At 59.0% G+C, this 13,066-nt stretch carries 13 protein-coding genes and 2 pseudogenes; 5 read left to right on the top strand and 10 right to left on the bottom strand.

Annotated elements, in window-relative coordinates; genetic code table 11:
• Positions 1–416: 416 nt before the first annotated feature.
• Together ABIA48_RS26075 and ABIA48_RS26070 are read right to left on the bottom strand one after the other, a co-directional pair.
• On the bottom strand, positions 417–662 hold the full coding sequence (locus ABIA48_RS26075) for a hypothetical protein (protein WP_429492948.1): 246 nt from the start codon (positions 660–662) through the stop codon (positions 417–419).
• A gap of 114 nt (positions 663–776) precedes the next feature.
• Positions 777–1,235, bottom strand: a complete 459-nt coding sequence (locus ABIA48_RS26070) for a metallophosphoesterase family protein (protein WP_429492374.1) — start codon at positions 1,233–1,235, stop codon at positions 777–779.
• Positions 1,236–1,486: 251 nt separating this feature from the next.
• On the opposite strand from ABIA48_RS26070, the gene ABIA48_RS26065 reads away from it, so the two are divergent.
• Positions 1,487–1,759 (top strand): DUF2790 domain-containing protein, encoded by a 273-nt coding sequence (locus ABIA48_RS26065; protein ID WP_429492372.1) that lies wholly within the window; start codon positions 1,487–1,489, stop codon positions 1,757–1,759.
• 62 nt (positions 1,760–1,821) lie between these two features.
• Here ABIA48_RS26065 and ABIA48_RS26060 read toward each other — a convergent pair whose 3' ends face one another.
• The 5 genes and pseudogenes from ABIA48_RS26060 to ABIA48_RS26040 form a co-directional block, all read right to left on the bottom strand.
• Entirely contained in the window at positions 1,822–2,760 is a 939-nt protein-coding gene (locus ABIA48_RS26060) for a LysR family transcriptional regulator (protein WP_429492370.1), read from the bottom strand.
• Positions 2,761–2,824: 64 nt separating this feature from the next.
• Positions 2,825–3,776, bottom strand: a pseudogene (locus ABIA48_RS26055) (aldo/keto reductase).
• Between the two features lie 23 nt (positions 3,777–3,799).
• Entirely contained in the window at positions 3,800–5,278 is a 1,479-nt protein-coding gene (locus ABIA48_RS26050) for an efflux transporter outer membrane subunit (protein ID WP_429492368.1), read from the bottom strand.
• Positions 5,279–5,297: 19 nt separating this feature from the next.
• Positions 5,298–6,794, bottom strand: a complete 1,497-nt coding sequence (locus tag ABIA48_RS26045; protein WP_429492366.1) for a DHA2 family efflux MFS transporter permease subunit — start codon at positions 6,792–6,794, stop codon at positions 5,298–5,300.
• Entirely contained in the window at positions 6,794–7,930 is a 1,137-nt protein-coding gene (locus ABIA48_RS26040) for an HlyD family secretion protein (protein ID WP_429492364.1), read from the bottom strand. Before ABIA48_RS26040 ends, ABIA48_RS26045 begins: the two co-directional genes overlap by 1 nt.
• Before the next feature lie 260 nt (positions 7,931–8,190).
• Between ABIA48_RS26040 and ABIA48_RS26035 the strand changes: the two genes are divergently transcribed.
• Positions 8,191–8,817: a TetR/AcrR family transcriptional regulator gene (locus ABIA48_RS26035; protein ID WP_429492362.1), complete on the top strand. Its 627-nt coding sequence runs from the start codon at positions 8,191–8,193 to the stop codon at positions 8,815–8,817.
• Positions 8,810–9,331, top strand: a complete 522-nt coding sequence (gene mug, locus ABIA48_RS26030; RefSeq protein WP_429492361.1) for a G/U mismatch-specific DNA glycosylase — start codon at positions 8,810–8,812, stop codon at positions 9,329–9,331. The genes ABIA48_RS26035 and mug overlap by 8 nt, the downstream gene beginning before the upstream one ends.
• Positions 9,332–9,483: 152 nt before the next feature.
• Here mug and ABIA48_RS26025 read toward each other — a convergent pair whose 3' ends face one another.
• Both ABIA48_RS26025 and ABIA48_RS26020 read right to left on the bottom strand, forming a co-directional pair.
• Positions 9,484–10,566 (bottom strand): sterol desaturase family protein, encoded by a 1,083-nt coding sequence (locus ABIA48_RS26025; RefSeq protein ID WP_429492359.1) that lies wholly within the window; start codon positions 10,564–10,566, stop codon positions 9,484–9,486.
• A gap of 77 nt (positions 10,567–10,643) precedes the next feature.
• A complete protein-coding gene (locus tag ABIA48_RS26020; protein WP_429492357.1) occupies positions 10,644–11,306 on the bottom strand; it encodes a hypothetical protein in 663 nt (220 codons plus the stop codon).
• Between the two features lie 151 nt (positions 11,307–11,457).
• On the opposite strand from ABIA48_RS26020, the pseudogene ABIA48_RS26015 reads away from it, so the two are divergent.
• A pseudogene (locus tag ABIA48_RS26015) lies at positions 11,458–11,830 on the top strand (DUF3302 domain-containing protein).
• A gap of 3 nt (positions 11,831–11,833) precedes the next feature.
• The gene (locus ABIA48_RS26010; protein WP_429492355.1) at positions 11,834–12,793 is read left to right on the top strand and encodes an HlyD family secretion protein; all 960 of its coding nucleotides are present in this window, start codon (positions 11,834–11,836) and stop codon (positions 12,791–12,793) included.
• A gap of 22 nt (positions 12,794–12,815) precedes the next feature.
• Here ABIA48_RS26010 and ABIA48_RS26005 read toward each other — a convergent pair whose 3' ends face one another.
• Positions 12,816–12,950 (bottom strand): hypothetical protein, encoded by a 135-nt coding sequence (locus ABIA48_RS26005; RefSeq protein ID WP_429492353.1) that lies wholly within the window; start codon positions 12,948–12,950, stop codon positions 12,816–12,818.
• Positions 12,951–13,066 lie beyond the last annotated feature (116 nt).

Raw genomic sequence — 13,066 nt, 5'->3', positions numbered from 1 at the left:
AAGAAACAGCAACTTGGTGCACCGCACGGCGGAGCTACGTTATGGACAATTTTATTAACCAAGCCAGCTGATTGCAGCTACTCGCCGCCATCGTGGGTCTGGTGGCCCTCAGACAGCATCCAATTCAAAGTCGTAAAATCAGCGTTCGCGGTACGACAGAGAGATCGTGCAAGCCGGATTTACGACTGCTGCGCAGCCGGACGCAGCCTTCGGCAGCTGCTACAAAGAAGGCGTTGCGTCCGGGTTCGCCTGATTGATCGGCATTACCCATCAACGGACCCTCCAGTGAGTGTCTGCTTCACGCCCTGAGGAAGTCAGTTAACCAAAATCGAGGTTCTTGAGGAGCTGTGGACCACGCAACCCATACCTTGGATGAACCGTCCATTTTCGATGAACGGCTAGAAGCCCTGATCCGTCTATTTCACCTTAGGGCCCAAAATCTGACCATGATGGGTGATGCGTTGTAGCCGCTCCACGTTAAGCCGCTGGCACTCATTCTCGGCCTCTTCTCGGGCCTGATAGGTAGTCTTCAGCCGCAGCTTCTCCTGATTGTCGTAGAGGTTGAAGCCTATCGGCGCCGTCTGACAGTAGAAGCGTGATCCGTTACGCATGGGGCCGGTTTCCGTTGGGATTGCAGGCACGACCACAAATCTTGAAATCATCTTCACACCCTCTCCAAACACCTCCTAACGTTTAGCGGCTATAGGCCACTATCGCAAGCGTCCACCGAGACTTTCCGATGAGAAGCACGAGCGCCCCACCACCGATAACGTGAGTCATTCGAGAAGGTAAATCAGTCGTGGCTCAATTGAAGTCTCAAGTACTTCAAGCAAAGCCAGCGTCACCGGTAGCTTGAAACGCCGCCGTCCCGCGCTGCCAGGATTGAGATAAAGCTGTGTGCCGCGCCATTCAATGCAAGGCTTATGGGAGTGGCCGGTGATGACCAGTTTTATGCCTGCATCAAGTTCTTCCGGGACATCGGCAATGTCATGCGTCAATAGAATCTGCCATCCGTTGAGATCCAAACGCAGAAGCTCGGGAAGCCTCTCTGCCCAACGTGCCTCCCGGTCATTGTTGCCACGTACGACGTGCAGAGGCGCGATAGATGCCAGTCGATCAAGAATCTCCGGGCTACCGATGTCACCTGCGTGAATGATCTGCTCACATCCCTCCAGGGCCGCAAGGGCTTCGGGGCGCAGCAATCCATGGGTATCGGAAATCACACCAACTTTCATGCTTTCTCCAGAACAGTGTCGAAGCGGTCAAGGCTATTGTGCGCCGCTGGTGCTGAGCGTTGAAACGATCATGACTACAGGTTCGATTCATGGGCAATCCGGCAACAGTGTTTATCCCGCGGACCGATATTTGCGCCCCTGACAAACGCCTAACATCGGCTCTACCAAAGTGAGTAAACCCACTGAAGCGCAACTCACTCACGAGGTAAAAAACGCTTGCCGGACAACTCTTGAACCACAAGGTGAACATCATGAAACTGCTAAAAATCGCGCTCCTCGTAGCGCTTGGCGCCGCCGGCGCCCAGGCATTTGCAGACGACAGCCCTGCAGCGGCCGCAAACAGCAAACCGTCGGTTGAAACCTACACGTACGACACCAGGCTGGATATCAAACGCGTCATCGAAGTGTCGGAAATCGCGGATGAATGCGGACCGGTCCCGGCGCGCATGACCTATGAAGATTCCCGGGGCCAGCGGCGCACCATTGAATATCAAGTCATGGGTACCGGATGCTCGAACGGTTGAACACTGTATGGACGATGGAGGGTCGACACTCCATGCGTACAGCTCCTGTCACATCAAAGGCTTCAACGCGCTACAGACGAACCGATAATTTTTTCATCAGACGCGAGCAAACCCGGAATGGAGTGTTTTAGAAACTCCACCCAGGTTTTTATTTTTGCATCGACAAACTTGCGTGACGGGTAGATGGCAAACAAGTTCAATTCTTCAAGTCGATACCCGGGCAATACGCGCACTAATGTCCCCGCCCGCAAACCATCGACGGCCGAAGCAATCGGCTGAATACCGATCCCCATCCCGTTCCTGATCGCGACTGTCATGGCATCAGCCGTATTGACGTGAAAGGGAGACACGGGCGCGTTGAACGTTTCCATCCCTTGCGGACCTTCGAATACCCAATTCTCGACCGGCATGACCGTGTTGACGATTCGCAGGCAATCATGGCTGCCGAGATCACTCGGCGACTCTGGAATCCCGCGTTGGCTCAGGTACGCCGGCGAGGCGCAGAGGATGCTGTAGGTGATACCCAGCCGCTGGGCGACAAATCCGGAATCGGGCAGATCCCGCGCCAGCACAATCGACATGTCATAGCCTTCCTCCAGCAAATCCGGCAGCCGATTGGTCACGGTCAGATCAAACAATACCGATGGATAGTTTTCTCTGTAGCGGGCAATGGCACCGATCACGTAGTGGTTGCCAATGGCCGACATGGCATGGATTTTCAACCGGCCTGCGGGCATGACCTGCGCCGTGCCCGCCTCTTCGTCGGCCTCACGTATGTCCTGCAGAATCCGCTCGCAGCGCTGCAAATAACGCACACCGGCTTCGGTCAACGCCAGGCGCCGGGTGGTGCGGTTGATCAACCGCGTTTGCAGCCTGGCCTCCAGGCTGGAAACGGCTTTTGAAACGTTGGTCGTGGTGGTGTCCAACATCGCGGCGGCTGCCGTGAAGCTGCCGCTTTGGGCAACCGCCGCGAAACACCGCAGGGTCTGGAAAACATCCATCGTCTTCACCTCAAGGGATAGACAAACAGGACGGCCCTGTGACGAACCGCCCTGACGTCAGGCACTACTGCTTGCGCGCAATGAATCCGGGGACACCGGTTTCAACCACCGAGTTAAAGCGTATACGGGTTGTGATGTCTTGTTTAATCTCAACCATGGCCCTGAACGGCAAGGTCGAGATATCGATATTTTCCCGGATATGACTTGGGGTTGCCGAGGTGGTCAGGAACGCCACCCCACGTTGTACCGACCAGGCCAGTGCCACCTGGGCCGGCGTCTTCTGCAAGCGCGCGGGCGATGCCGGTGATCACCGGGTCTTCCAGCACATTCGGTTGCATGCCATGCCCCAGCGGCGCAAACGCCAGCACGATGATTCCGTGTTCTTTACAGAACTCAAGCAACTCCCACTCCGGCAAATAAGGGTGGGACTCGACCTGCACTACGGCGGGTTTTATCCGGGCGACGGCGACCAGTGCCTTCAGCGCCTCCAGTGTGATATCGGACACACCGATGGACCTGGCCCGCCCCTCATCCACCAGCCGCTCCAGCGCCCGCCACGTCTCGATCAGCGTCACGTCGTTGTCGTAGATGACGTTGCCCTGCTCGTCCCTCGGGTCCTGGTCTTCGCCGGGCTGGAAGGCAAACGGTGTGTGGATCAGGTAGCAGTCGATGTAGTCCACTTGCAGGCGTTGGCAACTGGCGTCGAACGCAGGTCCGACGCGTTCGGGACGATGGTTGGTGTTCCACAGTTTGGTGGTGATGAACAGTTCCTCGCGGCGGATTTTGCCCGCTTCCAGCACTTCCTTGATGGCAACGCCAACCTGTGTTTCGTTGCGATAGCGCTCGGCACAATCGAAATGGCGGAAACCGGCGGCCAGCGCTTCCTTGACCGCTTGGGTCGTGGTGGCGAGATCGCGGAACAACGTACCGAATCCAACCGCCGGCATCTCGACCGCGCCATGGTTGAGCGCAAACCCGGTGTCGCGCAGTCCGTCGTGAAAGGCTTCATAGGTCATGTCTTTACTCCAGGCCGCAGCCATTATTGATACGAAGGTTTCTGCCCGTCGCCAGACGCGACACGTTGCTCGAAGGTACCGACCGAATTACCGCCCAGCGCAATAAACAACTGCACGGTGTCGAGGTACTGCGCCGTTTTCACACGGATCTGTCCCAGCAGCGCCTGCTCATAGGCGCGCTCCGCTTCCAGGACCTGGAGAATGCTGTTCTCGCCTTGCGCAAAGGCCTGCCGGTTCAACTGCAAACTGGTTTCGGCCGCTCGCAACGCGTCGGCCTGTGCCAGATTTTCCTCGGCGTCATGGTTGATCGCCTGCAAGGTGTCGGCGACCTGCCCGAACGAGGTAATGACCGTCTGCTGGTAACCGGCGAGCGTCGCTTTGTAGCCGTCGATGGCGGCCTGCTGCTGCGCCTTGAGCGTTCCGCCATCGAAGAGCGGCCCGGCCAACCCGGCAGCAAAACCCCAGAGTGCCGCGCTGCCATTACCCGAAGCCGCCTGCACCAGGGACGCAGACAGCGTGACGTGGGGATAGAGGTTCGCCGTCGCCACACCCACCGCCGCGCTGGCCATGTGCAGTTGAGCCTCGGCTTGCAGCACATCTGGCCGGTCGTGGGCCATTTCCGAGGGCAAACTGACGGGAACGTTTGACGGCAACGCAAACTCGCTCAGCTCGAAGTCGGGAGCGATCCAGTCTGCCGGCCCCTTCCCCGTCAGAATCGACAGTGCATGACGTGCGGCATCGCGCTGCTGAGCGAGGGGTGGCAACAACGTGCGGTCCTGAGCGAGGCGCGTCTCGGCCAGCGACACATCAATCTGTGTGGTGGTGCCATTGCGGTGGGCCATGCGCACCAATTCAAGGTTCTTCGCGTCATTGGCAAGCAGCTGTTCCACGGCTTGCATCTGCGCATTGGCGGAGGCCACCAGCAACGCCTGGCTGGCGACGTTGCCGGTCAGGGTCAGGTACGCCGCTTCGTAGCGGTGTTTTTGCAGCTCGGCAAACGCCTGTTGCTGTTCAATCAATCGCTTGTTGCCGCCGAACACATCAAGGTCGAAACCCACCCGCGGTCCGATCGCATAGAAATTGGAGATGGAGGGCTCCTTGGCGTTGTGCACCCGTTGACGACCGGCCACGGCACCGAAATCGACCTGCGGATACAGCGCACCCTGCGCCGCTGCGACAGAAGAGGCCGCTTGCCGGATCGTTGCATCGGCTGCCACCAGATCAAGGTTGCCATCGATGGCACGACGAACCACGTGGTCGAGTTTCTGCGAGCGAAAGGCAGTCCACCAGTCGCCACTGACCCGCTGGCCCGGATTGATGCGTGGGTCATCGCCGCGAGCAAGACGCTGCTCGGCCTGTAAGTCATAGTGCTGCGACGAGCTCGCCGCCGGTGTTTCATAGTCGGGGCCAACGGTGCAGGCCGAGAGAAAGACCAGCAGCGACAGCGCCGCGATCTTCGTTTGCGGCAGATACCTGTTGATGACCAGCGCATAAGATTTCATTTGGCAAACTCCACGAAAACTAATTGGCCGCAACGGGCTTGCGAAGAAACAACACCAGCGGGCTCACCACCAGCATCACCACCAGCAAAATCTTGAACTGGTCGATAACGGCGATAAACGCGGCCTGGCCGGTGATCATTTCGTTGAGGCCGCCAAGCACCTGCAAGGGCGCCGAGGCCAGCGAATGCGCAGCGGCGCGGTACGCCGTCAGGTTACTGACCAGCGCCATGTGCATCGCCTGGGTGTTGTTGAAGAAGAACAGTTGCACGATCGCCACGCCCAGCGTGCTGCCGTAGACACGGGCCAGATTGAACAGACCGGTGCCTTCGGGGCGCAGCTTGGGGTCGAGCGTACTGAACGCGACTTTGCTCACCGCCGGCATCAAGATGCCCAGGCCCGCACCCTGGATCGCACCGGCGACGGCCACGGGCCATTCGTCCATCAGCGGCGAATAGCCGAGCATCAACCAGTTGGCATAAACCACCACCGCCACGCCTGCCGCCACGAAGGGACGGCGGTCGAAACGCTCGGGAACCCGGCCCATCAGCAGAAATGCGCCGACCAGTCCCATGCCACGGGGAATCGTCAAGGCACCGGTGGTGTCAGGCGGGTAGCCGAGAATCTCGTCGAGCATCGGCGACGTCAGGGCCATGGTCGACAACAGCACAAAACCGAGGGCGAAAAAGATCACCGTCGACAACACGAAGTTGCGGTCCTTGAGTAAGCGCTTGTTGAGGAAATGCACGTTCGAGGTCAGCACATGCACCACGAACAGGTAGATCCCCAGCGCCGATGCCAGCGCTTCCAGCCATATTTCGGGCGAGGCGAACCAGTCCAGCCGCTCGCCACGGTCGAGCAGCATTTGCAGGCTGATCATGCCGAGCGTGAAGGTGCCAAAACCGAAGAAATCGAACGCCGGAGGTTTCTCGGCCTTCTTCTGCGCCAGCAACAGCGCCACCACCAGGAAGATAAACGCCGACAGTGGAACGCTGAGGTAGAACATCGGCCGCCAGCCAAAATGTTCGGCGATCCAGCCACCGATGCTCGGGCCGCTGACGATGCCGAACAGCACAATGGCGGTCCAGGTAGCGCCAAACTTTGCGCGTTTTTCCAGCGGCAAGGTTTCCGTGGCAATTGCCATCGACAGCGGTGCCAGCACGCCACTGGCGATGCCTTGAACGATGCGCGCACCCACGAATTCCAGTGGCGTCGTCGCTGCCGTGGCGAGCAACAAGCCAAGGACGAACAACACCAACGCCGCCTGATACACCAACTTCAAGCCAAAGCGCCCGGCCAGCCACTGCGCGAGCGGCATGCTGATCGCACTCGCGGCCAGGTACGCAGTGAAAATCCACCCCGCCTGATCGTCGCTCATCGACAGGCTGCCCTGAATCAACCTGAGTGCCGAGTTCGGCAGCGGCAAATTCGCCGACTGCATATAAGTCGCCAGCAATGCGGCAAACCTGAGCGAGCGCGCACCCTCCCCACCGGGGCTTACCACCGATTGGGCGTTCATCAGAAGTTACCTGCAGTCAGCAACGCCTTGAGCGGATGCCACCAGGGGCTGCGAAACCGGGTGTCGATCCTGACCGTGGCGCTGCTCCCGGAGAACAGCGGCAGCGTCGGGTCTACTTCGTCGAGCTCGAGCCGTACCGGCACCCGCTGCGTCACCTTGACCCAGTTACCGGTCGCATTCTCGGGCGGCAGCAGCGCGAAGTCCGAGCCGGCTCCCGGGCTCATGCTGGTGACGTGGGCCTTGAACACGCGATCCGGGTAGGTATCGATGCGGATGGTGGCCTCCTGGCCCGGGCGCATGTGGGTCACGTCGGTTTCGCGGAAGTTGGCCTCGATCCAGACTTCATGATCGGACAACAAGGCAAAGGCCGGGGCACCGTTGTTGAGATGGTTGCCCACCTGCAGGTCGTCGACCTTGGCCACGATGCCATTGTCGGGCGCATACACCGTGGTGTACGAGAGGTACAACTGGGCCTCGTCGAGCAGCGCCCTGGCTTCGCGAACCGTCGGGTGACTATCGGCATCGATGTTCGGATTGCCGTTCAAGGCCACCACGGTGCTGGCGATCTGTTGCTCGATGGACGCGATCCGTTGCCGCGCCACTTTCACGTCGGTGTCGGCACGTTCGTAAATCGACTTCGAAACGAACTCGGACACGACCAGTGCCTTCTTGCGGGCAAAATCCTTTTGGTCGAAGTCAGCCGACTCTTTCGCCGATTGCAGTTCAGCCTGTTGCTGGCGGTAGCTGGCCTTGAGCCCGTCGATGCGCAGCCGCGCCACACTCAGTTGCGCTTGCGCACGGTCGACGGCGATCTGGAACGGTTTCGGGTCGATCCGAAACAGCACCTGGCCCTTCTGAACCTGCTGATTGTCCTCGACGGCGATTTCCACAACTTGCCCGGAGATCCGCGCATTGATCGATGCCTTCGCCACCCGGGCGTAAGCGTTATCGGTCGATACAAACGCCTGCCCCGACACATAGTGGGCATAACCCGCCGCCGCGAAGAGGATGGGAACACCCACCATCAGCCAGGGACGCAACGTCTGTCTCAGCGGTTTCCTGATGGGGGCGTCAGCCGGGTTGGGGCCAGGCTGCTCGAAGGTCTGTGAAACCGGGATATCGAACTGTTTGGTCATGATCGAGTTCACCTTTAGCCGGGTAATCGGGCCGGCATCGGCAACAAGCGCCGGCGGCCCGGAGGTCAATAACTGCTGGAAACAAGCAAGCCCGTGCGCGGTCAGGAGGATCGCTCCCACCGCGTCGGTTTCGTCGCCGCAACACTCAGTTCGCGCTCGGCTACAACAAACCCTGGATCAAGGAATTTCTGATTCCTTAATTTTGTGCGATGGTGTAAGAATATCCCTCGACCCACCTTCTCACAAGGATTTTGTACGACATGGCACAAAATAAATCGACAGAGGGCAAAGTCCGCGGCCGCCCTCGCGCATACGACCCGCAGACAGCGTTGCAGCAGGCGCTCGGTGTGTTCTGGAACACCGGCTATTCCGGCGCATCCCTGGACAGCATCGCCACCGCCGCCGGCATGAATCGCCCCAGCCTCTATGCGGCATTCGGCGACAAGCACGCGCTCTATATCAAAGCACTGGAGCAGTATTGGGAGTTTGCAGCGGCGTCCATGCGCGAGGCGCTGACGGACCTGGATCTGCCGTTGGCCGAAGCCTTGCGGCGTTTCTACGAGGGGCAGCTATCGATTTACTTCTCGGGAGACGGCCAGCCCCGCGGTTGCTTCGCCATCGGCACGGCAACCACCGAAGCCGTCGAGGACCCGGAAATTCGTGAGGTGCTTTCCGACCGGTTGAGCCGGCTGGATGCCGATCTGGAGATTCGATTGCAAGCGGCTAAAAATGCTGGCGAGTTGAAAGGCAATGCAGACCCGGCCGCCCTTGCCGTACTCGCCTCTTCTCTGCTGCACAGCATTTCGATACGTGCGCGGGCCGGTAAATCCCGGACCGAACTGACGGAGCTCGCACGCCAGGCGATCAGAGTGATCTGCGGTGAGTGAACAACTCGAGGATATTCTTGCCGGGCAATTGGCCGTGATCTTTTGCGGGATCAATCCCGGAATGACTGCCGCTGCTCAAGGGCAGCATTTTGCGGGGCGCGGCAATCGCTTCTGGCGCACGCTCCATCTCGCCGGGTTTACCCCCGAGGAGGTGCGACCGGAAAACGACCGGACGATCTTGCGCTACCAATGCGGACTAACCGCCGTGGTCGATCGGCCGACGGCCAGTGCCGATCAGTTGTCCTTGCACGAGTTCACCGCCGCCGCCGCGGACTTCGAACAGAAAATCGCACGCCATGCGCCGCGTTTCGTGGCGTTTCTGGGCAAGGCTGCGTATTGCGCACTGTCCGGTCAGCGGGATATTGCCTGGGGCCTGCAAGCGAAAACCTTCGGCAATGCCTCGGTCTGGGTCCTGCCTAACCCCAGCGGGAGAAATCGTGCGTTCAGCCTTGAGCAACTCGTCACGGCCTACCGAGAACTGCGCCTTGCAGTCGACGAAAATCGACGGGGGTGATCACCCCGGAGGAATCGTCGCGAGCACACCAATCAGGATGGTCAACAGCAGAAAACCGCCGAGAAAAATCGTCATCTTGGCCATGCGGCCTCCCACACTATGAATTGGCGGTACAGGGGCGCCGAGCGTTGCCCGAACTGCGTACCGAAGATTTATTGTGGGCCGACGGCTGCATCCGTTACAGAGGCAGATTGCGCTGAAAAATACGGATCAGAACGGCTGGAAGGCGGTGATTCCGAGCGTTTGCCAGCAAGGAGTTTGCGGGCGATGTCCACAAACGGCGTGACAATCAACCCCCGCAGCGTCAGGTAACGCTCGTGATCCGGCTCACCGGTGCCGAACTGAATGGACTCGGGTCTGGACTGTGTGACGTAAAGCGTGCCGAACATCCAGTCCCACAGTGACAGATTGATGCCGAAATTCTTGTTGAAGTGTCGCGGTGCATCGCTGTGATGAATCTGGTGTTGCGCCGGGCTGCTCAGCACCCGTTCAAGCACCGGGCCGAAGGACAGCCAGACATGGCTGTGACGCAGGTTGGCCGCCAGGCCATTGAAGATGAACACCATGTAGGTTGCGCCAAACAGCGTATAGCGGCTGATCTCTCCACCACAGGCGTACCAGAAGACCCCGGCAAACGCGCCGAGGCAAATGGTATCCGTCAGCTTCTCGACCACCTCTTCCAGAAAATGCACCCGGCTGGCCGTCGCTGGCACCAGCACGGGCGCCGAATGATGGACCTTGTGGAAAGCCCACAGATACCGCGAATGAAAGGCGCGATGGCCCCAGTAATGGCTGAAATCCTTGACCAGGAAAACGCCGAGCCCATAGAGCAAGGTCAGCGCCAGGTTCTCCTGCATTTGTGTCCTCGCGCCCCACAGGTTGGTGAAGAACGCGATGTAGTCCGCAGAACGCAAAACATACGGATCAACCAGGCCGACAATGGGCAGGACCAGTGCAACCTTGAGGATGGCGAGCACGAAGTAGTAGCGATAGTCCAGCAGTGCCGACCGATGCAGATATACCCGACAGCCACCGATGAATTGCCCGAACGAACGCGCATCGGTCAAGCCCCGGGACTTGCGGAACCGGAACAGGCAGTAAGCGACGCTGTAAGACATGCAGAGAAAGGATAGACCGAGCCGACCGTTGAAGTCGAAAATGCCGAGGAACTGCCCGGTGACCGGCTCAATCACCCACTGGAATAAATAAAGATGGATAGTGGCAAGAACATCCATATCAGGCTGCCCAACATAAATGGAAGGGCAATAGTAAATGAGAATGAGTCTTTAGTGTGTTGAATTATGTCCAGTTGTTATCCACCCAGCGCAATGATTGCAAGAATCAGCACTCCCCCCGTAACGGCCATTACCACCCCACCCTGCCATTGCGCAGCGCCAGCGTATCTGGCGAGCATCCAGCCTGCGATGAACAGCACCACAAGCCCGATCAGGTTGGACAGGCGGATGGCGAGTGCGGTTTGATCGAGCAGTATGAACGGCACCACCAGCGGAAATGTCGAGCACACGACCAACAGGAAAACACCGAGAGCCCCCTTGAAGTCCTTCCAGCCCAGGTAAGCCCTGGTCGACATGGGGGGCTGCTCGAGCAGCCGACGGCGCAACAACTCCAGGCCTTCGCTGCCGGCCGCCGCCGCGAACTGCAACGGCAACACTTGCGCAACGAGCGCCTGCCCGGCTGCGGCATCCATTCCATTGCGCAACGTGAGGTACAGATTGATCCTGCGCGTGCGCTCGACCAGTGTGCGCAACAGGTACATCACAGCATCAGCCAGTCCCCAGGCGAGATTGCAGCCAAGTGCGGCAATCATCATCGTGCGTTCGGCTGCCTGGTCTGCCGTGGCAACACTGATAGTGCCGGTGAACGTCATGGCCATCAGCAGGCCGAAGATCACCTCGGTAATGCGCTCGACAGGGTCAAGTACAGGCGCCCTCTCGAATTGACCATTGGCTGGCATGAGTTCACCTCGTCGGTGTGTGCTTGCACGAAACCGGTCGACGCTTCGGCCAGGCACCGGTTGCTCACGCTGAATATCCGCGTCCCCGTCAAGTGTAGTTTGAACGGCTACACTCATGCGCACACGTTACCGGCTTCAAGAGGAGTGGTTCATGCTTGATTACTTCGCGCTAGGCCTGCTGGTTTTTGTCGGGCTTGTCCTGTTCTACGGGATCATCCTGCTCCACGACATCCCCTATGAAATTGGCTGTCCACCGCAACCACCCTCACCAGGATGCGATCCACGCCACTGGCTGGGTCAGCCTGTTCACCTTGCACGCGCTCTGGCCATTCCTGTGGATCTGGGCGATGGCCTATCGAGAGGACCGGGGCTGGGGTTTCAGTGACGGACATTCACCCAAAAGTCATGTGGTTCACCTCGAACAACAGGTCGCCGAACTGCAAGGCCGGATCGAGCGCCTCGAAGCGGCGACAGGCACGACACCGAACCGGGTGCCAACGGACAATCTCGGCGAGGGCCATTGAGTCATGGATCTTTTACTCGTTCTGACGTATGCGGCAATCTGCGTAGCCATCTTCAAGATCTTCCGCATCCCATTGAACAAATGGACCGTGCCCACGGCGGTGCTGGGCGGAATCGTGATTGTCGGCGCGATGATTTTCACGATGAACTACAACCACCCCTACTCCGAAGTGGCGCGTTCCTATTTTGTATCGGTTCCAGTGATACCCGTCGTCAGCGGCCAGGTGATCGACGTGCCGGTGAAGACCAACCAGCCCCTGGAAAAAGGCGATGTGCTGTTTCGCATTGATCCCGCGCCTTTCGAATATCGGCTGAAATCCCTCAAGGCACAGCTGATTTCTGCCCAGGCCGATCGCGCCCGGATCACCGAGTTGATCAAGCGTAATTTCAGTACCCAACGGGAACTGGACATTGTGGTCGCTCGCAGTGATGACCTGAAGGCACAACTGGACAATGCGCAGTACGAACTCGACAACACCACGGTCCGTGCGCCGAGCAAAGGCTTCGTCACCCACGTTTCGCTGCGTCCGGGCATGATGGCGACCAAGTTGCCGCTGCGCCCTTCGATGGTCTTCATTCCCGCCGAAGGGCATTACTTCGCCGCGTGGATGCGCCAGAACAGCCTGTTGCGTCTGACAGAGGGCGACGAGGCCGAAGTCGCTTTCGACGGCATTCCCGGGAAGGTGTTCGAAGGCAAGGTCAAAAACGTGATTTCGGTCATCGCCGAAGGCCAGGTTCAACCGTCGGGCACGCTGATCGGCTTCACCGGTTCACCACCGGCCGGCCGGGTTCCAGTGATCATTGAAATCACCGATCCCGACTATGCCCAGTACGCCAACCAGATGCCGGGCGGGGCCTACGGCCAGGCGGCGCTGTACAGCCAGCATTTCCATCACATCGCGATGATGCGCAAAATCCTGCTGCGCATGGCTGCATGGATGAACTACATCTTCCCGTTCCACTAACCCTGCAACGATAGCAACTGGCTCAATCCTTGAATTGGGTCAGTTGCTGGTTCAGTGAACCGGCCTGATCGCGCAGTTGCAGCGACTGATTTCCCCGGTTGAACGGCTGGTGCACTCCGGACCGGCAGAGAACAACCCAGGCTGTGTGAAAACGCATGCGCTGTTTCGAAGTATGCGTTGCTACTGAAATCTGCCATCGCTTGGTTAACCAGTAAGACTGGAAATTTGCGCAGGAATGCGCTTTTCGTTCCAGTCCTGACTGTCAAACCTGCT

This window comes from Pseudomonas sp. S30_BP2TU TE3576, from assembly GCF_050436025.1.
GTDB lineage: Bacteria > Pseudomonadota > Gammaproteobacteria > Pseudomonadales > Pseudomonadaceae > Aquipseudomonas.
Note: the sequence above shows the minus strand (reverse complement) of the source record. Positions and strands in the feature narration are given on the sequence as shown.